The 23649-nt window shown below is 72.2% G+C and carries 16 protein-coding genes; 12 read left to right on the top strand and 4 right to left on the bottom strand.

What is annotated here, in order from left to right:
* Positions 1-124: 124 nt before the first annotated feature.
* The 3 genes from ACWD11_RS00700 to moeZ all read left to right on the top strand — a co-directional run bounded on the left by ACWD11_RS00700 (position 125) and on the right by moeZ (position 3063).
* A complete protein-coding gene (locus ACWD11_RS00700; protein WP_383312041.1) occupies positions 125-1084 on the top strand; it encodes an NAD-dependent epimerase/dehydratase family protein in 960 nt (319 codons plus the stop codon).
* A complete protein-coding gene (locus ACWD11_RS00695; protein WP_389415058.1) occupies positions 1072-1821 on the top strand; it encodes a spherulation-specific family 4 protein in 750 nt (249 codons plus the stop codon). The genes ACWD11_RS00700 and ACWD11_RS00695 overlap by 13 nt, the downstream gene beginning before the upstream one ends.
* Before the next feature lie 63 nt (positions 1822-1884).
* Positions 1885-3063, top strand: coding sequence for an adenylyltransferase/sulfurtransferase MoeZ (gene moeZ, locus ACWD11_RS00690; RefSeq protein ID WP_389415057.1), 1179 nt, complete (start codon positions 1885-1887; stop codon positions 3061-3063).
* Positions 3064-3125: 62 nt separating this feature from the next.
* Here the strand turns inward: moeZ and ACWD11_RS00685 are convergent, their stop codons facing one another.
* The 3 genes from ACWD11_RS00685 to ACWD11_RS00675 all read right to left on the bottom strand — a co-directional run bounded on the left by ACWD11_RS00685 (position 3126) and on the right by ACWD11_RS00675 (position 9169).
* Positions 3126-4676 (bottom strand): alpha/beta hydrolase, encoded by a 1551-nt coding sequence (locus ACWD11_RS00685; protein WP_389415056.1) that lies wholly within the window; start codon positions 4674-4676, stop codon positions 3126-3128.
* Positions 4677-4813: 137 nt separating this feature from the next.
* Positions 4814-6358, bottom strand: a complete 1545-nt coding sequence (locus ACWD11_RS00680) for an alpha/beta hydrolase (protein WP_451280462.1) — start codon at positions 6356-6358, stop codon at positions 4814-4816.
* Positions 6359-6439: 81 nt separating this feature from the next.
* Positions 6440-9169 (bottom strand): lysylphosphatidylglycerol synthase transmembrane domain-containing protein, encoded by a 2730-nt coding sequence (locus tag ACWD11_RS00675; protein WP_451280460.1) that lies wholly within the window; start codon positions 9167-9169, stop codon positions 6440-6442.
* 186 nt (positions 9170-9355) lie between these two features.
* Here ACWD11_RS00675 and ACWD11_RS00670 point away from each other — a divergent pair, with 186 nt between their 5' ends.
* The 5 genes from ACWD11_RS00670 to nudC all read left to right on the top strand — a co-directional run bounded on the left by ACWD11_RS00670 (position 9356) and on the right by nudC (position 19472).
* Positions 9356-9742 carry an MGMT family protein gene (locus tag ACWD11_RS00670; protein ID WP_389415053.1) on the top strand — a complete coding sequence of 129 codons (387 nt, stop codon included), beginning with the start codon at positions 9356-9358 and terminating at the stop codon, positions 9740-9742.
* Positions 9743-9999: 257 nt separating this feature from the next.
* Entirely contained in the window at positions 10000-13335 is a 3336-nt protein-coding gene (locus ACWD11_RS00665) for an ATP-dependent helicase (RefSeq protein ID WP_451280458.1), read from the top strand.
* A 91-nt stretch (positions 13336-13426) separates the two neighbouring features.
* Positions 13427-16948 carry a UvrD-helicase domain-containing protein gene (locus ACWD11_RS00660; RefSeq protein ID WP_451280456.1) on the top strand — a complete coding sequence of 1174 codons (3522 nt, stop codon included), beginning with the start codon at positions 13427-13429 and terminating at the stop codon, positions 16946-16948.
* A gap of 10 nt (positions 16949-16958) precedes the next feature.
* Positions 16959-18371, top strand: coding sequence for a dipeptidase (locus ACWD11_RS00655; protein ID WP_451280454.1), 1413 nt, complete (start codon positions 16959-16961; stop codon positions 18369-18371).
* A gap of 156 nt (positions 18372-18527) precedes the next feature.
* Positions 18528-19472: an NAD(+) diphosphatase gene (gene nudC, locus ACWD11_RS00650; RefSeq protein ID WP_451280452.1), complete on the top strand. Its 945-nt coding sequence runs from the start codon at positions 18528-18530 to the stop codon at positions 19470-19472.
* 64 nt (positions 19473-19536) lie between these two features.
* Here the strand turns inward: nudC and ACWD11_RS00645 are convergent, their stop codons facing one another.
* Positions 19537-19779, bottom strand: a complete 243-nt coding sequence (locus tag ACWD11_RS00645) for a mycoredoxin (RefSeq protein ID WP_351979992.1) — start codon at positions 19777-19779, stop codon at positions 19537-19539.
* A 185-nt stretch (positions 19780-19964) separates the two neighbouring features.
* Between ACWD11_RS00645 and ACWD11_RS00640 the strand changes: the two genes are divergently transcribed.
* The 4 genes from ACWD11_RS00640 to ACWD11_RS00625 all read left to right on the top strand — a co-directional run bounded on the left by ACWD11_RS00640 (position 19965) and on the right by ACWD11_RS00625 (position 23516).
* Positions 19965-22160: an ATP-dependent DNA helicase UvrD2 gene (locus tag ACWD11_RS00640; protein WP_451280450.1), complete on the top strand. Its 2196-nt coding sequence runs from the start codon at positions 19965-19967 to the stop codon at positions 22158-22160.
* A gap of 164 nt (positions 22161-22324) precedes the next feature.
* Positions 22325-22654: a hypothetical protein gene (locus ACWD11_RS00635; RefSeq protein ID WP_389415047.1), complete on the top strand. Its 330-nt coding sequence runs from the start codon at positions 22325-22327 to the stop codon at positions 22652-22654.
* 173 nt (positions 22655-22827) lie between these two features.
* Positions 22828-23196, top strand: a complete 369-nt coding sequence (locus ACWD11_RS00630) for a WhiB family transcriptional regulator (RefSeq protein WP_451280448.1) — start codon at positions 22828-22830, stop codon at positions 23194-23196.
* Entirely contained in the window at positions 23193-23516 is a 324-nt protein-coding gene (locus tag ACWD11_RS00625) for a hypothetical protein (protein ID WP_451280446.1), read from the top strand. The genes ACWD11_RS00630 and ACWD11_RS00625 overlap by 4 nt, the downstream gene beginning before the upstream one ends.
* The last annotated feature ends 133 nt before the right edge of the window (positions 23517-23649 follow it).

Below are 23649 nucleotides of genomic sequence, written 5' to 3'. Positions count from 1 at the left end.
GGCCGCGAGCGAACGCGCATTCCCCCCACGCGCGAAGGCCGCCCAAGGCACCGCACCATCCCTCCGAAGGAGAACCGCACATGATCACCTCCCGACCCGAACCCTCGGCCACGGGAGCCGCGCGATGAGAGTCCTGCTGATCGGAGCCAACGGCTACCTCGGCCGCTTCGTCGCCGACCGCCTGCTCGCCGACCCCGCCGTCCAGCTCACCGCCCTCGGCCGCGGCGACGACGCCGACGTCCGCTTCGACCTCGCGTCCGGCAGCCCCGGCGCCCTCACCCGCTTCCTCGACGCGGTCCACCCGGGCGTCGTCATCAACTGCGCCGGCGCCACCCGGGGCGGCGCCCGGGAACTGACCCGCCACAACACCGTCGCCGTCGCCACCGTCTGCGAGGCCCTGCGCCGCAGCGGCTGCGGCGCCCGTCTGGTGCAGATCGGCTGCGGTGCCGAGTACGGCCCCAGCCAGCCCGGCTCCTCCACCGCCGAGGACGCCGTCCCGCGCCCCGGCGGCCCGTACGGCGTGAGCAAACTCGCCGCCACCGAACTCGTCCTCGGCTCCGGCCTGGACGCCGTGGTGCTGCGCGTCTTCTCACCGGCCGGCCCCGGCACCCCCGCCGGATCGCCGCTCGGCCGGCTCGCGGAGGCCATGCGCCGCGCGATGCAGTCCGGCGACGGTGAGCTGAAGCTCGGCGGGCTCGGCGCCCAGCGCGACTTCGTCGACGTACGCGATGTCGCCCGCGCCGTGCACGCGGCCTCCCTCTCCGCCGCCCAGGGCGTCATCAACATCGGCTCCGGCCGCGCGGTCCGCCTGCGCGACGCCGCCGCGGTCCTCGCCCGCGTGGCCGGATACGGCGGCGCCCTCCACGAACTCGACGGCCCCCCGGGACCGCTGCGGGCGACCATCGGACACCCCCGCTCCGAATCGGACCACGCGGCCCCCGTCGCGTACCCGTACCCGGACGGCTGCGGCAGCTGGCAGCAGGCCGACGTGCGCACCGCACGCGACCGGCTCGGCTGGCGGCCCCGGATCAACCTCGAAGAGTCCCTCGCCGACATCTGGATGGAGGCGGCATGCCGCATCTGACCAGCACCACATCCGGCACCGCCCACACCGACCTGCGCACCGGGCTCGGTGTCCCCGGCCTCGCCCACCCCCTCGTCGCTCCGGCCGAGTGGGCCGAACTGGTCCGCCCCGGCACCCCCGTCCACTGGGCCGCGCTCGACGTGGCCGACGGTCCCGGCAGCCGCCCCGACCCGCACTGCCTCGCCGCTGCGGCTCGGCTGCGCAACGCCGGTGTCCGGCTCCTCGGGCGCCTGGACAGCACCTACGGCGCCCGCTCCTTCGGGGAGGTGATCTCCGAGGCCCACCGCTATCTCGACTGGTACCAGGTCGACGGCTTCCTGCTGGACCGCTGTCCCACGGAGCGGACGGCGCTCCCGGAGATCCGGCGCACGGCCACCACCCTGCGGGCGCTGCGCGACGACGCCCATATCGTCCTCGGCCACGGCACCCACCCGTACCCCGGCTACGCCGAGCACGCCGACCAGCTGGTCACCTTCTCCGGCCCCTGGAGCGATTACCGCTGGTCGCAGGTGGCGGAGTGGACCGCCGACTACCCCGCCGACCGTTTCTGCCACTTCGTCCACGGAGTGCCCCACGGCCACCTGGCGGAGGCGCTGCGCATCGCCCGCTGGCAGGGCGCCGCCACCCTCTGGTTCACCGACCGCACCGACCGCGGCGGAAACACCGACCCCTGGGCCACCCTGCCCGGCTACTGGGACGACATCGTCTCGCGGATCGGAACAGGTGTCTCGGAATGAAAAAGGCCATGGCACTGTTACGGAGAGAACAACCGTAGTGATGAACCGACCAACGGAGCCCCCGTGTCGCTGCCACCCCTGGTCGAGCCAGCTCCTGAGCTCACCGTAGACGAGGTCCGCAGGTACTCCCGCCACCTGATCATTCCCGACGTGGGCATGGACGGGCAGAAGCGGCTGAAGAACGCCAAGGTGCTCTGTGTGGGCGCCGGCGGCCTGGGCTCGCCGGCGCTGATGTACCTGGCCGCCGCGGGCGTCGGCACCCTCGGCATCGTGGAGTTCGACGAGGTCGACGAGTCGAACCTGCAGCGCCAGATCATCCACAGCCAGGCGGACATCGGCCGCTCCAAGGCCGAGTCCGCGCGCGATTCCGTGCTGGGCATCAACCCGTACGTGAACGTGGTCCTTCACGAGGAGCGGCTCGAGGCCGACAACGTGATGGACATCTTCAGCCAGTACGACCTCATCGTCGACGGCACCGACAACTTCGCCACCCGTTACCTGGTGAACGACGCCTGCGTGCTGCTGAACAAGCCGTACGTATGGGGCTCGATCTACCGGTTCGACGGTCAGGCCTCGGTGTTCTGGTCCGAGCACGGCCCCTGCTACCGCTGCCTCTACCCGGAGCCCCCGCCGCCGGGCATGGTCCCCTCCTGCGCCGAGGGCGGCGTGCTGGGCGTGCTGTGCGCGTCCATCGGCTCCATCCAGGTCACCGAGGCCATCAAGGTCCTCACCGGCACCGGTGAGCCGCTGGTCGGCCGGCTGATGATCTACGACGCCCTGGAGATGCAGTACCGCCAGGTGAAGGTCCGCAAGGACCCCGACTGCGCGATCTGCGGCGAGAACCCGACCGTCACCGAGCTGATCGACTACGAGGCCTTCTGCGGCGTCGTCTCCGAGGAGGCCCAGGAAGCGGCCGCCGGCTCGACGATCACTCCCAAGCAGCTCAAGGAGTGGATCGACGACGGCGAGAACATCGAGATCATCGACGTCCGCGAGATCAACGAGTACGAGATCGTCTCCATCCCGGGCGCCAAGCTGATCCCGAAGAACGAGTTCCTCATGGGCACCGCCCTTGAGGGCCTCCCGCAGGACAAGAAGATCGTCCTGCACTGCAAGACGGGTGTCCGCAGTGCGGAAGTCCTCGCGGTCCTGAAGTCCGCGGGCTTCTCCGACGCGGTCCACGTCGGCGGCGGCGTGATCGGCTGGGTCAACCAGATCGAACCGGAGAAGCCGGTCTACTGACCTTCCTTCTCCGTCACGGCGGGGGCTCCGGACGCCCAGGGTGTCCGGGGCCCCCGCCGTCGTCATGAGCAGACCTTGCCGTCCTTCGGGACGGTGCCCGACAGCAGGTAGCCGTCCACCGTGGAGTCGACGCAGTCGCTGCCGCTGCCGTAGGCACCGTGGCCCTCGCCCTTCCAGGTGAGCACCACGCCGACACCCTCGCCGAGTTCGTCCGCCATCTTCCGGGCGCCCTCGTACGGGGTCGCCGGGTCGCCGGTGTTGCCGATCACCAGGACAGGCTCCGCACCCGGCGCACTCACCTCCGGGTCGTCGTGCTGTCCGGGCACCGGCCACTCGTGGCACCAGCCGGCCGTGTCCCAGCCAAGGAACGTCCCGAACACGGGCGAGATCTTCTCGAACTCGGGCAGCAGCTTCTTCGTCTGTGCGACGGTCGGCCGCTGCTTGGCGTCCAAGCACGATATGACCCGCTGCGAGTGGGTCGTCGTGCCGTAGCTCCCCGAGGCGTCCCGCTCGTTGTAGCTGTCGGCGAGCGTCAGCAGCTCCGAGCCGTCGCCTGCCTCCGCGGCTTCCAGTGCGCTGGTCAGCGTCGGCCAGTAGGACTCGTCGTACAGCGGCAGCACGATGCCGGTGACGGCCAGCGTCTGGGTCAGCTTCCGCTTCGACGACGTAGGCAGCGGGTTCGCGTCGATCCGCTCCAGCAGATCCGCGATCTTCCGCGAGCCCTCCTCGGGGTCCTGCCTGGTGGACTTCAGGTAGTTGTTCAGCGCCCGCTGGAAGCCCCGGGCCTGGTTCTTGGCGTGGTCCACGGTGTCGGCGCTCGGGTCGACCACGGCGTCGAGGACCAGCCGCCCCACGTTCTCCGGGAACAAGTGGGCGTAGACACCGCCGAGTTCGGTGCCGTAGGAGATGCCGAAGTAGTGCAGCTCGGCGTCGCCGAGGACCTGGCGCATCAGGTCCATGTCGCGGGCGGTGTCGGTGGTCGACACATGGGACATCAGCTTCCCGGCCGACTTGGCGCAGCCCTTGCCGAAGTCGGCGGCGTCCTTCAGGTACGCCCTCTCCTCGGCCGCGGTGTCCGGAGTGGCGTCCAGCGCCTCGGCGGCCTGGATCTCCTTGTCACCGCGGCAGCGCACCCCCTCGCTGGCGGCGACCCCGCGCGGGTCGAAGCTCACCAGGTCGTAGCGCTTGTGCAGCGTGGGCACGGTCGAGCTGTAGTACGGCATCATCGAGATGCCGGAGCCGCCGGGCCCGCCGAAGTTGAACAGCAGCGAGCCGATGCGGTCGTCCCCGGTCGCCTTGGAGCGGATCAGGTCGACCCCGATCGTCTCCCCCTCCGGCTCGGCCCAGTCCAGCGGCACCTCGAGCGTCGCGCACCGCCAGTCGCCGCCCGGCGCCGCCGAGTCCTCGGTGGCCTCGCACTCCTCCCAGTCCAGCTTCTGGGAGGTCAGGGAGGCCGGCAGCGGCGCCGCGGAGCCGGAGGAAGGAGCCGACGGTGTCGTGCTGCCGGTCTCCTCGCCCTTGCTGTCGCTGTCCCCGTCGCTCCCCGAGCTGCAGCCCGTGACCAGGAGCGCGGTGGCGGCGGTCAGCGCCGCCCACCGTACGAAACGCGCCATGTGCACTACCCCCCTCGCAGGCCGTCCGCACCGTGCGGCGGATGGCGGTCAAGCCATAGTAGGCGGAGTGCCCCAAACCCGCTTCAGCCTGTGGATAACCTTCTGACCTGCGAGTTTGTGCAGGGCGGGTGGTGGTTTCAGGAGCAGACGGTCCCGGTCGCGGGCACCTTTCCGTCCAGCAGGTAGCCGTCCACCGCGCTCTGCACACACTTGTTCTTGGAGTCGTAGGCGCCGTGCCCCTGACCCTTGTACGTCAGCTCGACACCCACGCCCGGGCCGAGCGCCCGCACCATCTTCCGTGCCCCCTCGTACGGCGTGGCCGGGTCGCCGGTGTTGCCCACCACGAGGATCGGCGCCGACCCCGGCGCGCTCACGTCGGGGTGGTCGGCGGCACCGGCCACGGCCCAGTCGATGCAGGAGACCATGCCCCAGGCCAGGAAGTCGCCGAACAGCTCGGAGGCGGCGCGGAACTCGGGCAGCTTCGACCGCACGTACTCGGCGGTGTAGCGCGGCTTGTCGTCGGCGCAGTTGATGGACACGTTGGCCGCGGTGATGTTGCTGTACTCGCTGTTCTCGCTGCGGCCGTTCATCGAGTCGGACAGCAGCATCAGGATCCGGCCGTCACCGTCGTACGCCTGTTGCAGTCCCTCGGTGAGGTACTCCCAGAAGTCCGGTGAGTACAGCGCCTGCGCGATGCCGTTGGTCGCGGCGGTCTGGGTCAGGTCGCGCGGGAAGATGCCCGGCAGCGGCTTTGCGTCGAGGTCCGCCAGCAGCTTGGCGATGCGGTCCTTCACGTCCTGCGCGCTGTCCCCGATCGGGCAGTCCTCGACCTTCGAGGTGCAGTCCTCGGCGAAGTTGTCGAGCGCCAGCTGAAACCCCTTGGCCTGGCCCAGCGAGCCCTGCTCTGGGTTCTGCGTCGGGTCGACGACCGCGTCGAAGACGGCACGGCCGACGCGCTTGGGGAACAGGTGCGCGTACACGCCGCCGAGTTCGGTGCCGTAGGAGATGCCGAAGTAGTGCAGCTTGGCGTCGCCGAGGACCTGGCGCATCAGGTCCAGGTCGCGGGCGGCGTCGGTGGTGCGCACCCGCGGCAGCATCTTCTCGGAGTTCTTCTCGCAGGCCGCGTTGAACTCCTTGGTGTTGTCCAGCAGCTCGGTGCGCTCCGCGGCGTCGTCCGGGGTGCCGTCCTGCTGGAAGTAGGCGTCGAGCTGCTGGTCGTCCTGGCATCGCACGGGGGCGCTGCGGCCGACCCCGCGCGGGTCGAAGCTGACCAGGTCGTACCGGGTGCGCAGTTTCGCGTAGTCCTGGCCGAAGGCGGGCAGGGTGGTGACGCCCGAGCCGCCGGGCCCGCCGAAGTTGAACAGCAGCGAGCCGATGCGCTTTCCCTTGTCGCCGCTGGTCTCCGCGCGGATCAGCGCGAGACCGATCGTGTCGCCCGAGGGCTCGTCCCAGTCCAGAGGGGCCTTCAGGGTGGCGCACTGCCACTCGTCGCCGTTGGGCAGCGGAGAGGGGGCGGCGCCGCCGCCTTCCGCCCGGGAGGGGGCCGGGCAGTCCTTCCAGCTCAGCTTCTGGGCCGTCAGATCCTCGTCCGTGGAGTCGTCCCCGCATCCCGCCAGCAGCGAGGACAGCAGCACGGCGGAGGCGGTCAGGACGGCGGCCCGCAGGCGGGAGGGGTTCGGCATGATCCCATCCTGCGGTCGCGCACGACGGGACGCTCGGGGCACGGTCCGTACGAGGTACGAGGTACGGGGGCAGGGGGCGTGCTAGAGCGCGCCCTTGCGGGTGAGGTGGTTGAAGGCGAGCCAGCCCGGCAGGACGGGCAGCCACAGGGTGAGCAGCCGGAACAGCAGCACTGAGGGGGCGGCGACCTCGCTGGGCAGGCCGACGGCGATCAGGCCGACCGTCAGGGTCGCCTCGACCGCTCCCACACCGCCCGGCGTCGGGGCGGCGGAGCCGAGCGCGTTGCCCGCCAGGAAGACCACGGCGACGCTGGCGATGCTGATGGACGTCTGCTCGTTGCCGAACGCGCGGATCGAGGCGTCCAGGCACATCACGAAGCACGCCGTCAGCAGCAGCATCCCGCCGATGCCCGTGATCAGCTTCTGGGGCCGCTGGAGCACATCGAGCATGCGCGGCACCACGCCCGCGAAAAGCGACCGCACGCGCGTGACGACGAATTTCCGCAGGAACGGCACCGAGGTCACCACGAGCACCAGCACCGCGACGGTCAGCAGCCCCGCGATGACCGTCCGGGACGGCGACAGCGACGGTGTCTTCTCCGTACCGGTCAGATAGCCGAAGGACAGCAGCATCAGGATGTGGCAGCCGAGCCCGAACAACTGCGACGCGCCCACACTCGCCACCGCCAGCCCCGGCCGCACGCCCGCGCGTTGCAGGAACCGGGTGTTGAGGGCGACCCCGCCGACCGCGGCCGGCGCGACGATCTTCACGAAGGATCCGGCGACCTGCGCCCCCACCGTGCGGATGAACGGCACCCGCTCCGGCACGAACCCGAGCAGCGCCATCGCCGCCGCGAAGTAGCTGGCCGCGGAGAACAGCACGGCCGCGGCGACCCAGCCCCATTCGGCGTTGGCGACGAGCGGACCGAACTCGATGTGGGTGAGCTGCGTCAGCAGGAAGTACGCGGCGATGGCACCGGCGATGAAGCTGATCAGGGTGCGCGGCCGGACCCGTTCCAGCCGGGCCGGCTCGACCGGGGCCTGTGGCCTGATCCGCAGTACCTCGTGCCGGATCTGGGTGAGCAGGTCCTCTTCGCGCGCTTCCTCGATGGCCTCGCCGATGGCCCGCTTCTCGGCCCGCTCCTGAGCGCGTACGGCCTTCTTGGGGGCCTTCTCCAGGATGACGGGCCCGGCTTCCTCGGCGGCGGCTTCCACGCGCGCGTGCTTGGCCTGCCGGGAGGCCTCCAGGACGGCCTCGCGCTCGCGCTCCGCCCGCTCCCGGGCGAGCCTGCGCAGCGTCGCGCGCGTGGAGCGCGTCAGCGCGATGGGCTGGAGCATCGGCAGGCAGTCGGCCACGGCGTCGGGGCCGAGGACGCCGACCGCCGAGGCGACGGCGCGTTCGGCGCCCACCCGGAGGCCGAGCGTGGTCACGAGCTGGGCGATGTCCATGCGTAGCAGCAGCTCGCCGGCCGCGATCTCACCGCCGCGCAGATCGGTGAGGATCACCGTGCCGGAACGATCCACCAGAATCGCGTCACCCGCGAGCCTGCGGTGCGCGATGCGCCGGGACTGCAGCGCCTGTACCTGGTGCCAGGTGTTGCGCAGGAGGTCGTCGGTGATCTCCTCGTCGGCGAGGGAGTCCAGGGTGCGTCCGCCGCTGTGCTCGTAGACCAGCATCACCGCGTCGGGGCCGAGCTCGGAGGTCGCGATCAGCTTGGGCGCGTTCGCACCGGCCGCGATGGCCGCGTAGGCGAGCAGCGCCTCCTGCTCCAGCGCCTGGCGCAGCGACTGCAGGCTGCGGCGGGTGGCGAAGCCGCGCAGCGTCAGATTGCGCCACACGCGGTAGAAGAAGCCCTGTGCCTGCTGTTCACGGTCGACGACCGTGACGTCCAGCGGCGGGCCGTCCTCCAGGGTGACGAAGTACCGTCGGCCGCGGTCGCCGCTGTCGCTGTGGTCCGCGGTCTCGTCCCGGGCCGCGCTCACGGGATGGAAGCCGACGGTCCGCAGGCCCGCCATCAGCGTCCGGCCGGTGGGACGGACGTTGGGCGAGCCGACCGCGTACAGCGTGCCGTAGGCCACGCTCCAGCCGATCAGCACCGTGAGGATGATCGAGAACGGGGTGGTGTACCCGGTGACGAGCATCGAGAAGGCGTCCAGCAGCAGCACGATCCACAGCACCGCGCGCCACCGCGGCCGGCGGGACATGCCGACCGCGGTCATGTACGCGATGACCGGGGCCAGATAGCCGTGCACCGGGTCGGTGAGGGCGTTGAGGTCGCCGGGGGAGGGCTGGGTGAGCGCCTCCTGGATCGAGTCGGGGGCGGCCTGGGCGACCCAGAGGTCGGTGGCGAGCGTCACACCGTGCGCGAGGACCGCGGCGAGCACGCCGTCGGCGATCCGCAGCCCGTCGCGCTTGATCAGCCGTTCGATCGCGAAGGCCACCGGCACCAGCAGGATCGCGATGCTGGAGGCCAGTCCCGCGATCTTGATAAGCAGGTCGGGCGCCTGTCCGGTGCCCTTGCTGATGTCCTGTTCGAGCCCCGAGGTGGTGCCGTGCGCGAACGCGGCGATGGCGATCAGCACGGCCACCGCGAGGACGCCCACCAGCAGCCGCATGAGGTCGGAGGGGCGGTGCACGCGCGCGGGGAGCAGCGGTTCGTCGCCCTCCACCTCGTCGGCGTGCACCTCGTCGTGCGCGGCGGGCCCTTCGGCGTCGTTCGTGGCGGCGCCCTTCCTGGCGTCGGCGGTGTCCGGGCGCGACGAAGCCTCAGAGGTGCTCTCCGCATCCTCAGGGTGCACACCCTGCTGCTTCATCGACTCTTCTTGATCTCGTATCAACGGTCACCGCCCGCACGATGGTGGCATGCCCCACCGACACATGGGGGCGTCAGGGTGCAGATGCGGGGGCGCACAGTCTGCCGGAAGCGCCGCCGCGGAGCGAGGGCCACGCACCGTCGCGGGCCCGTCACATTGTCGGTGGGGTGGGGCAGGATGGGGCGGATGAGCGAGGAGAGCCTTCCGGAGGACGCCCGCCCGGAGTACGCGGACACGCTGCCCGAGTACGCCGAGCGGGTCCTCGAGGTGGCCGAACTGATTCCGCCGGGGCGCGTCATGACGTACGGGGACGTCGCCGAGTGGCTCCAGGAGGGCGGCCCGAGACAGGTCGGCCGGGTGATGGCCCTGTACGGCGGAGCCGTTCCGTGGTGGCGTGTCGTCCGCGCGGACGGTGCCCTGCTCCCCGGGCACGAACTGCGGGCGCTCGGCCACTACCGGGCCGAGAGCACGCCGCTGAAGGAGGCCGGCCGGACCACCGAGGGACACCTGCCGCGCCTCGACATGAGACGGGCGCGATGGGACGGCGGCGAACGCGCGGAAGGTCACACCTGACAGCTTCCGCCATCGGACGGGCCCTCGTGTGACCCGTGATCCGTACGGGGGAACAGGGGCACGTCCGTGGCATGACGTACGTTCGTGAGTCGAGGGGCGCGGGTGACGCGAGCGCCCCGAGGGATGAATCGGAAGCCCTGCTTCCGCCGGATCCCTCGGCGTAGCGTCGGCTGCACACGTCCCCCTCATCCCGCCGTCACCGCCCTCCACGCGCGATGGCCAGCCCACCAGCACACCCACCAGGACCGGCGAACCACGTGAGCTCCTCTTTCTCCACCAGGCGACTGCCGCACCCCCAGGCGCGGCAGGGGAGTCGTGGCGCTTACCGACTGATCCGTACCCCGCCGGCCAGGATGGACCCCCCTCGTCTGGACGCCGCACAGCGCTCCGTGGTTGACCACGGCACCGGCCCACTGCTCGTCCTCGCAGGTCCGGGCACCGGAAAGACCACGACGCTGGTCGAGTCCGTGGCCGAGCGGATCACCCGGGGCACGGACCCCGCGCGGATGCTGGTGCTGACGTTCAGCCGCAAGGCGGCCGTGGAACTGCGGGACCGTATGGCGCTGCGCACCGGTGCCGCACGAGCGCCCCGGGCGACCACCTTCCACTCGTTCTGCTACGCCCTGGTCCGCGCCCACCAGGACAGCGAACTGTTCGTGGAGCCGCTGCGGCTGCTGTCCGGTCCCGAGCAGGACGTGGCCGTGCGCGAGCTGCTCGCGGGCCAGCCGGACCTGGAGCGGCTCGGGCTCGCCCCTGTGCGCTGGCCGGACGAACTGCGCGCCTGCCTGACCACCCGCGGCTTCGCCGACGAGGTCCGGGCGGTCCTCGCCCGCAGCCGTGAACTGGGCCTCGGCCCCGACGCGCTGGACGCCTTCGCCCGCAGTATCGGCCGACCCGACTGGCGGGCGGCGGCCGCCTTCCTCGCCGAGTACCTCGACGTCCTCGACCTCCAGGGCGTCCTGGACTACGCCGAACTCGTCCACCGCGCGGTGCTCCTCGCCCAGCGTCCCGAGGTCGGCCGGCAGCTCGCCGAGCAGTACGACGCGGTGTTCGTCGACGAGTACCAGGACACCGACCCGTCCCAGGTACGGCTGCTGCACGCGCTCGCCGGCGGCGGTCGCACCCTGGTCGCCTTCGGCGACCCCGACCAGTCGATCTACGCGTTCCGGGGCGCCGATGTGAACGGCATCCTGGAGTTCCCGCACGCCTTCCCGCGCGCGGACGGCCGTCCGGCGCCGGTCGCGGTGCTGCGCACCTCCCGGCGCTCCGGCGGGGGGCTGCTCGCCGCGACCCGGCTGCTCACCCAGCGGATGCCGCTGACCCGGCTGCCCGCCGAGAAGGTCCGCGCCCACCGCGACCTCGCGCCGGTCCGCGACGGGGGCGGCGTCGAGGTGTACACGTACCCCACACCCGGCACGGAGCTGGACAACATCGCCGACATCCTGCGCAGGGCACATCTGGAGGACGGCGTTCCGTGGCGCGAGATGGCCGTCCTGGTGCGCGCCGGCTCCCGCACGATCCCGACGGTCCGCCGTGCCCTCACCTCCGCCGGCGTCCCCCTGGACATCGACGGCGACAACCTCGCCCTGCGCCACGAACCGGCGGTGGCGCCCTTGTTGACGGCACTGCGGGCGGTGGCGGAGGCGGAGGCGGGGAACCGGGGGAGCGGGCAGGAGGCGGACGGGGATTCCGACTCTGTCGAGGAGGACTCGGCCCCCTGCTGGCTCGGCACCGAGACCGCCCTCACCCTCCTCGCCTCCCCCCTCGCCGGTATGGACGCGGCCGACCTGCGCCGTCTCGGCCGCGCCCTGCGGGACGAGGAGCGCGCGGCCGGGGTGGCGCTGCCGCCGCCCTCGGACGAACTCCTCGCCCGGGCGCTGGCCGAACCGGAGCGGCTGGTCGCGCACGACCCGGCGTACGCGCGCGGTGCGCAGCGGCTCGGCGCGCTGCTGCGCAAGGCCCGGGAGCGCCTCGCGGGCGGCGGTACGGCCGAGGAGGCGCTGTGGGACCTGTGGGAGGGCACCCCGTGGCCCGGGCGCCTGGAACGGGCCGCGCGGCGCGGGGGAGCCGCCGGACGCAATGCCGACCGCGACCTGGACGCCGTGTGCGCGCTGTTCGCGACCGCGGCCCGCTCCGAGGAGCGCACCGGCGGCCGTGGCGCCCTGAACTTCCTGGAGGAGATCGAGGCCGAGGACATCGCCGCCGACACCCTCACCCGGCGCGCCCTGCGCCCCGACGCCGTACGCCTGATGACCGCCCACCGCTCCAAGGGCCTGGAATGGCGGCTGGTCGTCGTCGCGGGCGTCCAGGAGGGCCTGTGGCCCGACCTGCGCCGCCGTGGCTCCCTGCTGGAGGCCGACCGGATCGGGCGGGACGGACTCGCCGAACCGCTCACCCCCGGAGCGCTGCTCGCCGAGGAGCGCCGGCTGTTCTACGTGGCCGCCACGCGCGCGCGCGAGCGCCTTGTCGTCACCGCGGTGAAGGCCCCCGCGGACGACGGCGACCAGCCCTCCCGCTTCCTGACCGAACTCGGCGTCGAACCCAAGGACGTCACCGGACGCCCGCGGCGCCCCCTGTCGGTCGCGGCGCTGGTCGCCGAGCTGCGCGCCACGACCGTCGACCCGCGGGTGTCCGACACCCTCAGGGAGGCCGCCGCCCGCCGCCTGGCCCGGCTCGCCGCGCTCGCCGACGAGGACGGCCGCCCGCTGGTGCCCTCCGCGCACCCCTACCGCTGGTGGGGCATGTTCGAGCCCACCGAGAGCAAGGTGCCGCTGCGCGACCGCGACCAGCCCGTGGTGCTCTCCGGCAGCGCCCTCGACCAGCTCGCCAACACCTGCTCCCTCCAGTGGTTCCTGGGCCGCGAGGTGAAGGCCGACGCGCCCGCCACCGTCGCCCAGGGCTTCGGCAACGTCGTGCACGTCCTCGCCGACGAGGTCGCCTCCGGGCACACCCCGGCCGATCTCGCCGTGCTCATGGAGCGGCTGGACTCCGTGTGGAACGCCCTCGCCTTCGACGCCCCGTGGAAGTCGGCGCAGGAGAAGGAACACGCGCGCGTGGCGCTCGAACGCTTCCTGCAGTGGCATGTCACGGACCGCACCGGCCGTACCCCCGTCACCAGCGAGCACGACTTCGACGTCACCCTCGAAGCGGGCGAGTACGAGGTCCGCATCCGCGGCCAGATGGACCGCGTCGAGGCCGACGGCGACGGCCGCGCCTATGTCGTCGACTTCAAGACCGGCAAGCAGGCGCCGAGCTCGGCCGAGGTGGCCCGGCACCCGCAGCTCGCCGTCTATCAGCTCGCCGTCCGCGAGGGCGCCGTGGACGAGGCCTTCGACGGGGTGCGCCCGGAGGCGGGCGGTGCCGAGCTCGTCCATCTGCGGCAGGGCGCGGCGAAGCGGGACGGCGGCGAGACCCTGCCCAAGGTGCAGGCCCAGGAGCCGCTGGAGGGGGAGTGGGTCGGCGAGCTGCTGGCCACCGCCGCCGGCAAGGTCCTGGACGAACGGTTCACGCCGACCGCGGGCCAGCACTGCACGCACTGCGCGTTCCGCGCCTCGTGCAGCGCGCGCCCCGAGGGGCGGCACGTGGTCGAGTGACGGACGGCACCCCACGTGCTGACCTGCGCTGCGCCGCTCACGGCAGCCGATTCGGCCTCGACTGTCAGTGGCCGCCGCTAGCCTCTCTGAGGTGCCACCACGTATCACCGACCCCGGGCAGCTCAAAGAGCTCCTCGGCATCCCCTTCACCCCGGAGCAGACGGTCTGCATCACCGCGCCGCCCGCCCCGCAGGTGATCGTGGCCGGAGCCGGGTCGGGCAAGACCACGGTGATGGCCGCGCGCGTGGTGTGGCTGGTCGGCACCGGTCAGGTGGCCCCCGAGCAGGTGCTCGGCCTGACGTTCACCAACAAGGCCGCCGGTGAGCTCGCCGAGCGCGTCCGCAAGGCCCTGATCAGGGCGGGCGTCACCGACCCCGACGTCATCGACCCGGACGACCCGCCGGGCGAGCCGGTGATCTCGACGTACCATGCCTTCGCGGGCCGCCTGCTCACCGACCACGGCCTGCGCATCGGGCTCGAACCGACCTCCCGCCTGCTCGCCGACGCCACCCGCTACCAGCTCGCCGCGCGGGTGCTGCGCGAGGCCCCGGGCCCCTACCCGGCGCTGACCCGCTCCTTCGCCGACCTCGTGAGCGACCTCCTCGCGCTCGACGCCGAACTCGCCGAGCACCTGGTACGCCCCGAGGCGCTGCGCGCCCACGACGCCGAGCTGCTGCTCACCCTGCACGGCGTCAAGCTCACCAACGCCGATCTGCGCAAGGTCCCCGAGACGGCCGCCGCGCGCCGCGAACTGGCCGACCTGGTGGTCCGTTACCGCGCCGCCAAGCGCGAACGCGACCTGCTCGACTTCGGCGACCAGATCGCCCTGTCGGCACAGCTGGCCCGGATCCCCGAGGTGGGCCGCGTGCTGCGCGACGAGTTCCGCGTGGTCCTCCTCGACGAGTACCAGGACACCTCGGTCGCCCAGCGGATCCTGCTGGCCGGCCTGTTCGGCGGCGGCACCGGCCACCCGGTCACCGCCGTGGGCGACCCCTGCCAGGCGATCTACGGCTGGCGCGGTGCCTCCGTGGCCAACCTGGACGACTTCCCCGAGCACTTCGCGCACGCCGACGGCCGCCCCGCCACCCGCCAGGCCCTCAGCGAGAACCGCCGCAGCGGCGGCCGCCTCCTGGACCTCGCCAACGGCCTCGCCGAACCCCTGCGCGCCATGCACGCGGGCGTGGAGGCGCTCCGCCCGGCCCCGGGCGCCGAACGCGACGGCACGGTGCGCTGCGCGCTGCTGCGCACCCACGCCGAGGAGATCGACTGGATCGCCGACTCCGTCGCCCACCTGGTGAACACCGGCAAGGCGCCCGGCGAGATCGCCGTCCTGTGCCGTACGGCCACCGACTTCGCCGAGATCCAGGGCGCGCTGGTGGCCCGGGACGTCCCTGTCGAGGTGGTCGGCCTGTCCGGGCTGCTGCATCTGCCCGAGATCGCCGACCTGGTCGCCGTCTGCGAGGTGCTGCAGGACCCCGGCGCCAACGCCTCCCTGGTCCGGGTACTGACCGGCCCGCGCTGGCGCATCGGCCCCCGCGACCTCGCCCTCCTCGGGCGCCGGGCGCGCCGATTGGTGTCCCACGCACGCGTGGACGGCGACGACGACCCGGACCGCCGGCTCGCCGAGGCCGTCGAGGGGGTCGACCCCGCCGAGGTGATATCGCTCGCGGACGCCTTGGACACGTTCGTGGAGACGCCCTTCGACAGTGCCGGCGACGACGACGGGCTGCCCTTCTCGCCGGACGCGCGCGTGCGGTTCGCGCGCCTGGCCACCGAACTGCGCGACCTGCGCCGGTCGCTGGCGGACCCGCTTATGGACGTCCTGCACCGCGTCCTCGCCGTCACCGGCCTGGAGGTCGAGATGTCGGCCTCCCCACACGCCCTGGCCGCTCGCCGCCGTGAGACCCTGTCGAACTTCCTGGACATCGCCGCCTCCTTCGCCGCGGGCGACGGCGAGGCCAGCCTGCTGGCCTTCCTCGGCTTCCTGCGCACCGCCGCCCAGTACGAGAAGGGCCTCGACAACGCCCTCCCGGGCGGCGAGAACACCGTCAAGGTGCTCACCGCGCACAGGTCCAAGGGCCTCGAATGGGACGTCGTCGCCGTCCCCGGCCTGGTCACCGGCACCTTCCCGAGCACCCAGGGGCGCGAGAAGTGGACCTCTCAGGGCAAGGTGCTGCCGCACGCCCTGCGCGGGGACGCCGACACCCTGCCCGACGTCGACTCCTGGGATTCACGCGGCCTGAAAGCCTTCCACGAGGCGATGAAGGAGCACCAGCACACCGAGGAACTCCGCCTCGGCTACGTCACGTTCACCCGCCCCCGCTCCCTGCTCCTCGGCTCCGGCCACTGGTGGGGCCCCAGCCAGAAGAAGCCCCGCGGCCCTTCCGCCTTCCTCCAGGACCTCCACGACCACTGCGCGGCCGGGTACGGCGAGATCGAGGTGTGGGCGGACGAACCCGCCGAGGACGAGGAGAACCCGGCGCTGCACACGGCCGGCGCCGACCAGGTGTGGCCGCTGCCCCTGGACGAAGCGGCGCTGGCCCGGCGCAGGGCGGCCGCCGAGACGGTCCTCGCGCACCTCGCCTCCCACGACGACGACCACCCCGGCACCGCGCACGACCCGGACTGGCCCCCACCGCCGGACGACGAGGACCCCTACGGCCACCCCGCCGAGGATCCGTACGGCCCTCCCGCCGAGGACCCCTACGACCTCCCCGACGAGGACCCGTTCCCGGCCGACCCCGCCGACTGGGACTCCTGGCCCGCGGACCGCCCCACCGTCCCCCGCCAGGCGCCACCCCCCGAGCCGGAGCCGACCCACACCCGCCTGGCCTCGGAGGAGGCCCGCACCCGCCTCACCCCGGAGCCGACCCCTAGCCGCCTCACTCCGGAGGAGGCCCGCACCGTCGCCTCCTGGGACCGTGACCTGGACGCCCTCACCGGAGAGCTCCTGCGCGCGCGGGAGGCCGTCACCGACGTACCCCTGCCGGCCTCCCTGACCGCCTCCCAGGTGCTGCGGCTGGCCGCAGACCCGGACGGCCTCGCCCAGGAACTGGCCCGCCCCATGCCCCGCCCGCCGCAACCCGCGGCGCGCCGCGGCACCCGCTTCCACGCGTGGGTCGAGGCCCGCTTCGAAGAGCTGACCCTGCCCATGCTGGAGCCGGAGGAGCTGCCCGGCGCCGAGGCCGAGATCGCCGACGAGCGGGACCTGGAGGCGCTCAAGGAGGCCTTCGAGCGCACCGAGTACGCCCAGCGCACTCCGTACCGGGTCGAGGCCCCCTTCCAGCTCGCCCTCGCCGGCCGCGTCGTGCGCGGGCGGATCGACGCCGTGTACAAGGAGGGCGACGGCGAGCGGGCGACGTACGAGATCGTCGACTGGAAGACCAACCGCGGCCGCGACGCCGACCCGCTCCAGCTGGCCGTGTACCGGGTGGCCTGGGCGGAGCAGCAGGGGGTGCCGCTGGAATCGGTCAGCGCCGCGTTCCTGTACGTGCGCGGCGGCGAGATCGTCCGTCCCGAGGGTCTGCCGGACCGGGCCGCGCTGGAGCGGCTGCTGACCGAGGACCCGTCATGTGACGAACCGCCCAGCAAGGATGTCGGTGCGGGCCGATAGGCTCGTGACCATGAGCCATCCCGTTGACAGCGTCGTCAGCGCCGTCCGTACGCACATCGAGCAGCACCGCGCCGCCTTCCTCGACGACCTCGCCGCATGGCTGCGCATCCCCTCCGTGTCGGCCCAGCCCGACCACGCGCCCGATGTGCGGCGCAGCGCCGACTGGCTCGCCGCCAAGCTCACCGGGACCGGCTTCCCGACCGTCGAGATCTGGCGGACGCCCGGCGCCCCCGCCGTCTTCGCCGAGTGGCCCTCCGCGGACCCCGGCGCCCCCACGGTCCTCGTCTACGGCCATCACGACGTGCAGCCCGCCGCCCGCGAGGACGGCTGGGACAGCGACCCCTTCGAGCCCGTCGTCCGGGGAAATCGCCTCTACGCGCGCGGAGCGGCCGACGACAAGGGCCAGGTGTTCTTCCACACACTCGGCGTCCGCGCCCACCTCGCGGTGACGGGCCGCACCACCCCGGCCGTCAACCTGAAGCTGCTGATCGAGGGCGAGGAGGAGTCCGGTTCGCCGCACTTCCGGGCCCTCGTCGAGGAGCACGCGGACCGGCTCGCCGCCGACGCCGTGATCGTCTCCGACACCGGCATGTGGTCCGAGGACACCCCCACCGTCTGCACCGGCATGCGGGGCCTCACCGAGTGCGAGATCCGGCTCCACGGCCCCGATCAGGACATCCACTCCGGTTCCTTCGGCGGCGCCGTGCCCAACCCGGCCACCGCCGCCGCCCGCCTGGTCGCCGCCCTGCACGACGAGCACGGGCGCGTGGCGATCCCCGGCTTCTACGACGGCGTCGTCGAGCTCACCGACCGGGAGCGGGCGCTCTTCGCCGAGCTGCCCTTCGACGAGCAGCGATGGCTGCGCACCGCCAAGTCCCACGCCACCCACGGCGAGGCCGGCTACTCCACGCTGGAGCGCATCTGGGCCCGCCCCACCGCCGAGGTCAACGGCATCGGCGGCGGCTACCAGGGCCCCGGCAGCAAGACGATCATCCCGTCCGACGCCATGCTGAAGCTGTCCTTCCGCATGGTCGCCGGCCAGGAGCCCGAGCACATCGAGAAGGCCGTCCGCGCCTGGGCCGCCGAGCAGGTGCCCGCCGGGATCCGCTGCGAGGTCGTCTTCGGCTCGGCCACGCGCCCGTGCCTGACCCCGCTGGACCACCCCGCCCTGCAGTCCGTGGCCCGCGCCATGGGCCGCGCCTTCGACAAGCCCGTCCGCTACACCCGCGAGGGCGGCTCGGGACCGGCCGCCGATCTCCAGGAAGTCCTCGGCGCCCCCGTGCTCTTCCTGGGCATCTCGGTCCCCTCCGACGGCTGGCACGCCCCGAACGAGAAGGTCGAGCTGGACCTGCTGCTCAAAGGCGTCGAGACCACCGCGTACCTGTGGGGCGACCTCGCGGAGACCTGGCGTCATGCGCCCTGAGCACCCGGCACCGTCCGGCACGCCACCGCGCGCGGGGCACACTGAGAAAGCCGCCCCCTACCGCACCGGTCTGCCGGACCCGGTCCCCTCCCGTCCTACGTCCCGCTGAACCGCCCGCCGAAACCAACCGTTCCACCGGGGGAGTTGGAAGCACCCGTGACCACCTGGACCGACCACACCGCCGACCGCCCCATCTCGCTCACCGCATCGAGCGGCATCGACCGCGCCGCCCACCACCGCCTCGACGAGGCCTGGCTGGCCGCGGCATGGAGCCACCCCACGACGCGCTGCTTCGTGGTCTCCGGCGGCCAGGTCCTGATCGACGAGACGGCCGACGGCCGTACCGAACTCGTCATGACCCCCTCCTTCGAGGCCCCCCTCACCGAGGCGCACCGCTACTTCCTCGGCATCGACGAGGACGGCGTCAGCTACTTCGCGCTGCAGAAGGACGCCCTGCCCGGCCGCATCGACCAGTCCGCGCGCCCGGCCGGACTGCGCGAGGCGGGCCTGTTGCTGTCCGCGCGCGACATCGGCCTGATGGTGCACGCGGTCGGCCTGGAGAACTGGCAGCGCACCCACCGCTTCTGCTCCCGCTGCGGCGACCGCACCGTGATCGCCGCCGCCGGTCACATCCGCCGCTGCCAGGCGTGCGGCGCCGAGCACTACCCGCGCACCGACCCGGCCGTGATCATGGCCGTCACAGACGAGGACGACCGCATCCTGCTGGGCCGCCAGGTCCACTGGCCCGAGGGCCGCTTCTCCACGCTGGCCGGTTTCGTCGAGCCCGGCGAGTCCATCGAGCAGACGGTGCGCCGCGAGGTCTTCGAAGAGGCCGGCATCACCATCGGCCAGGTCGAGTACGTCGCCAGCCAGCCGTGGCCCTTCCCGTCCAGCCTGATGCTGGGCTTCATGGCCCGCGCCACCTCCACCGAGATCGACGTCGACGGCGACGAGATCCACGAGGCCCGCTGGTTCTCCCGCGACGAACTGGGCGCCGCCTTCGAGTCCGGCGAGGTGCTGCCGCCCTACGGCATCTCGATCGCGGCCCGTCTGATCGAGCTCTGGTACGGCAAGCCGCTGCCGACGCGGAGTTTCGTCTGACACAGCGAAGGGGCGGTTCCCAGGACCTGGGGTCCTGGGAACCGCCCCTTCGGACAGCGAGCCGTCAGACGCCGACCTTCTGCTTCACCTGCGCCAGCGACGGGTTGGTGAGGGTCGAGCCGTCGGGGAAGAGCACGGTCGGAACCGTCTGGTTTCCGCCATTGGCCTTCTCGACGAACGCCGCGGAGGCCGGGTCCTGCTCGATGTTGATCTCGGTGTACGCGATGCCTTCGCGGTCCAGCTGCTTCTTCAGCCGCTGGCAGTAGCCGCACCAGGTGGTGCTGTACATCGTCACAGTGCCCTGCATGTCTCGCGCGCTCCTTCGATGGCTCGGGGACCAGGTCGTCCGAAGAGGGAACGCACGCGCCCGGCCCGCCATTCCCGGCGGGGGGCATGCCCGGCGACGTGACGCCTGCCGCATTAGTACGACTGCGAGGCCCCGCCTGTGGACAACCGGCTCACCCGTCACCGGCGACCTGGCAGCATGGCTGTGTGACAGCAGCAACGCACTCCCCGCTCTTCCCGCAGGTACCGGACTCGGCCGACGCGGTGCTCGAGGGACTCGACCCCGAGCAGCGCGAAGTGGCCACCGCCCTGCACGGACCGGTGTGCGTGCTGGCCGGGGCCGGGACGGGCAAGACCCGGGCGATCACCCACCGCATCGCCTACGGAGTGCGCGCCGGGATCCTCCAGCCGTCCAGCGTACTGGCCGTCACCTTCACCAACCGGGCCGCCGGAGAGATGCGCGGGCGGCTCCGCCAGCTCGGCGCGGGGGGCGTCCAGGCCCGGACGTTCCACTCGGCGGCCCTGCGCCAGCTCCAGTACTTCTGGCCGAAAGCGATCGGTGGCTCCATGCCCCGGCTCGTCGACCGGAAGATCCAGCTCGTCGCGGACGCGGCTGCCGCCTGCCGCATCCGCCTGGACCGGGGCGAGCTGCGGGACACCACCGGCGAGATCGAATGGTCCAAGGTCACCCAGACCGTCCCCGCCGACTACGCGCTCGCCGCCGCCAAGGCCGGCCGGGAGACCCCCCGCGACCCGGCCGAGATCGCCCAGCTCTACTCCGCCTACGAGGACCTCAAGCGCGAGCGGGGCGTCATCGACTTCGAGGACGTGCTGCTGCTGACCGTGGCGATCCTCCAGGACCGGCACGACATCGCCGAGCAGGTCCGCTCCCAGTACCAGCACTTCGTCGTCGACGAGTACCAGGACGTCAGCCCCCTCCAGCAGCGGCTGCTGGACCTGTGGCTCGGTGACCGCGACAACCTGTGCGTGGTCGGCGACGCCAGCCAGACGATCTACTCGTTCACGGGAGCAACCCCCGACCATCTGCTCGACTTCCGCATCCGCCACCCCGGCGCCACCGTCGTCAAGCTGGTCCGCGACTACCGCTCCACTCCCCAGGTCGTCCACCTCGCCAACGGCCTGCTAGCCCAGGCCCGGGGCCGCGCGGCCGACCACCGTCTGGAGCTGATCTCCCAGCGCGATCCGGGCCCCGAGCCCGGCTACGCCGAGTACACCGACGAGCCCGCCGAGGCCGAGGGTGCCGCGCGCCGCATCCGCGAGCTCCTCCACTCCGGCGTCCCGGCCAGCGAGATCGCCGTCCTGTTCCGTACGAACTCCCAGTCCGAGACCTACGAACAGGCCCTCGCCGACGCCGGGATCCCCTACCAGCTGCGCGGAGCGGAGCGGTTCTTCGACCGACCCGAGGTGCGCAAGGCCGGCATCGCGCTGCGCGGAGCGGCCCGCTTCGGCGGCAACGACTCCCTCCTCGACGACGCCGTGGACCTGCCCTCCCAGGTGCGCGCGGTGCTCTCGGGCGAGGGCTGGACCAGCGAGCCGCCCGCCGGGTCGGGCGCGGTCAGAGAGCGCTGGGAGTCCCTGGCCGCCCTGGTCAACCTCGCCCAGGACTTCGCCGCCGCCAGACCCGGCGCCACCCTCGGTGACCTCGTCGCGGAACTGGACGAACGGGCGAGCGCCCAGCACGCCCCCACCGTCCAGGGCGTCACCCTCGCCTCCCTGCACTCGGCCAAGGGCCTGGAGTGGGACGTCGTCTTCCTGGTCGGCGTGGCCGAGGGCATGATGCCGATCACCTACGCAAAGACCGACGAGCAGATCGAGGAGGAGCGCCGTCTCCTCTATGTCGGCGTCACCCGAGCCCGGGAACACCTCCATGTCTCCTGGTCCCTGGCCCGCTCACCCGGCGGCCGCGCCAACCGCCGGCCCAGCCGCTTCCTCGACGGACTGCGCCCCGGCTCCACCGCCACCGTGGGCCGCGCCGGTGCGGCCCGCTCGGGGGGAGTCGAGCGCGGCTTCACCAGCAGACCGGATGCCGCCCCGCGGCGCACCCAGCGCACCGTCGCCCGCTGCCGGGTCTGCGGACGCACCCTCACCGACGCCGGCGAGATGAAACTGATGCGCTGCGAGGACTGTCCCTCCGACATGGACGAGGGGCTGTACGAACGGCTCCGGGAATGGCGCGCGGACCAGGCGCAGCGCAGCGGCCAGCCCGCCTTCTGCGTCTTCACCGACAAGACACTGATGGCGATCGCCGAGGCGAGCCCCGACGAGGAGGGCGACCTCGCCCGGATCCCCGGCGTCGGCGTGCGCAAGCTCAACCGCTACGGTGCCGATGTCCTGGCCATCTGCGCAGGTCGGCAGCCCGCGGAAGAAGAAGACGGGCACTGATGCGAACTCGTCGAAAAAATAGTTTGCGCATGCCCCAGCAATCCCCATAGGTTCTTAGGCACGGGAACGGAGGCCTTCCTGGAGGCCCTAATTCCGTGTTGTACTTGCATACCCGTCGGACTGGTTCACCCCAGTCCCTCAGACGCCGAGAGGAGGCGAGTCCAGTGGTCAGCATCAACACCAGCTCCATCATCAGCACCGTGAAAATGACCGATCCCTCGGTCATCGCCTCCCTGTGCATGCTCGGCGCCTCGAACGACGGCACCGGTCTGTCCGGCATCCGTGCCGTGCGTCCGGCCGCCTCCCTGTCCCTCGCGGGTCTTCCTGTCCGCGAGCGCAATGAGCGACCGACCAAGGCACTGGAAGCGGCAGTAGTGGCGCAGGCGCATGCCTATGCCTTTACGGCGACCGGTGCCGGATTCCGGAAGCAGACGACGCAGCACCACCAGATGTGGGCCTTCCGTGGGCCAGAACCCTGGAGTGATCCAGCCTGATTCATTCAGGTCGGCGCCTTCAGGGCCGCGGAACCCCATCCGGGATCCGCGGCCCTTCTGTTTGTCCCCGAACGGGGACGACGGAGCGAAGGGGCCTCGGGACAAGAAAAGAACCCGGTACCACCGCCACCCGGTCCCACCCGACCGGAACGAACAGACGAGGAAGACGACCCGTGCAACTCGAAGCGCACGCCCCGTCCGTACCGCCTTCCGAAACGCTCCGCCCGCCCGGTCTCACGGAGGACTCCACCTTGACCCCGCTCACGGCGCTCACCGCGCTCGACGACGCCATCGAGAACCTCGGCGTACCCGTCCCCTGCCGCTCCTACGACCCGGAGGTCTTCTTCGCCGAGTCGCCCGCGGACGTGGAGTACGCCAAGTCCCTGTGCCGCACCTGCCCGCTGATGGAGGCCTGCCTCGCCGGCGCCAAGGAGCGGCGTGAGCCCTGGGGTGTCTGGGGTGGCGAGCTGTTCGTCCAGGGTGTCGTCGTCGCCCGGAAGCGGCCGCGTGGCCGCCCGCGCAAGAACCCGGTTACGGCATGAACACCGCAGGAACGATCGACCGCCCCTTCACGCACGACCCCAAGAAGCAGGCCCCGATGAAGCCGTCCCTCAACGAGCACGCAAGCGCCACGCCTGAAGACTTCACCACCACCGGCGCGTTCGACTCGCGCCAGAACAGGACCCGCGAAATGCAACTCATCCCAGAAGCCCTGGCCCGTGCGCATATGCACGAGCGCCTGCACGAGGCGGAGCAGGAACGCCGGGCGCTGCGCCTGCTGACCGCGCGCCGTATGCAGCGCCGCGCCGAGCGTGCCTCGATGCGCGCCCGTCGCGCGATCGCCATGGCGGTCATGCAGTAATCGACCCGGCTGCAGCCAGCCGCCTCCCGGCCCGGGAGGAAGCAACTCCCCACGGGGGCCGGTCCGTCCGAACGGACCGGCCCCCGCGGTGCGTGGTACCCGCGGGGGCGCCGACGGCGGCGATATCGTCACG

Source organism: Streptomyces sp. NPDC002776 (assembly GCF_053592195.1).
The sequence above is the reverse complement of the archived record's forward strand: the minus strand, read 5'-3'. Positions and strand labels throughout refer to the sequence as shown.

Excerpts from the sequence above, each read along its gene's own strand:
- ACWD11_RS00700 (WP_383312041.1), top strand. The coding sequence starts at position 125 with ATGAGAGTCCTGCTGATCGGAGCCAACGGCTACCTCGGCCGCTTCGTC.
- ACWD11_RS00695 (WP_389415058.1), top strand. The coding sequence starts at position 1,072 with ATGCCGCATCTGACCAGCACCACATCCGGCACCGCCCACACCGACCTG.
- ACWD11_RS00685 (WP_389415056.1), bottom strand. The coding sequence starts at position 4,676 with ATGGCGCGTTTCGTACGGTGGGCGGCGCTGACCGCCGCCACCGCGCTC.
- ACWD11_RS00680 (WP_451280462.1), bottom strand. The coding sequence starts at position 6,358 with ATGCCGAACCCCTCCCGCCTGCGGGCCGCCGTCCTGACCGCCTCCGCC.
- ACWD11_RS00675 (WP_451280460.1), bottom strand. The coding sequence starts at position 9,169 with ATGAAGCAGCAGGGTGTGCACCCTGAGGATGCGGAGAGCACCTCTGAG.
- ACWD11_RS00670 (WP_389415053.1), top strand. The coding sequence starts at position 9,356 with ATGAGCGAGGAGAGCCTTCCGGAGGACGCCCGCCCGGAGTACGCGGAC.
- ACWD11_RS00655 (WP_451280454.1), top strand. The coding sequence starts at position 16,959 with ATGAGCCATCCCGTTGACAGCGTCGTCAGCGCCGTCCGTACGCACATC.
- ACWD11_RS00645 (WP_351979992.1), bottom strand. The coding sequence starts at position 19,779 with ATGCAGGGCACTGTGACGATGTACAGCACCACCTGGTGCGGCTACTGC.
- ACWD11_RS00625 (WP_451280446.1), top strand. The coding sequence starts at position 23,193 with ATGAACACCGCAGGAACGATCGACCGCCCCTTCACGCACGACCCCAAG.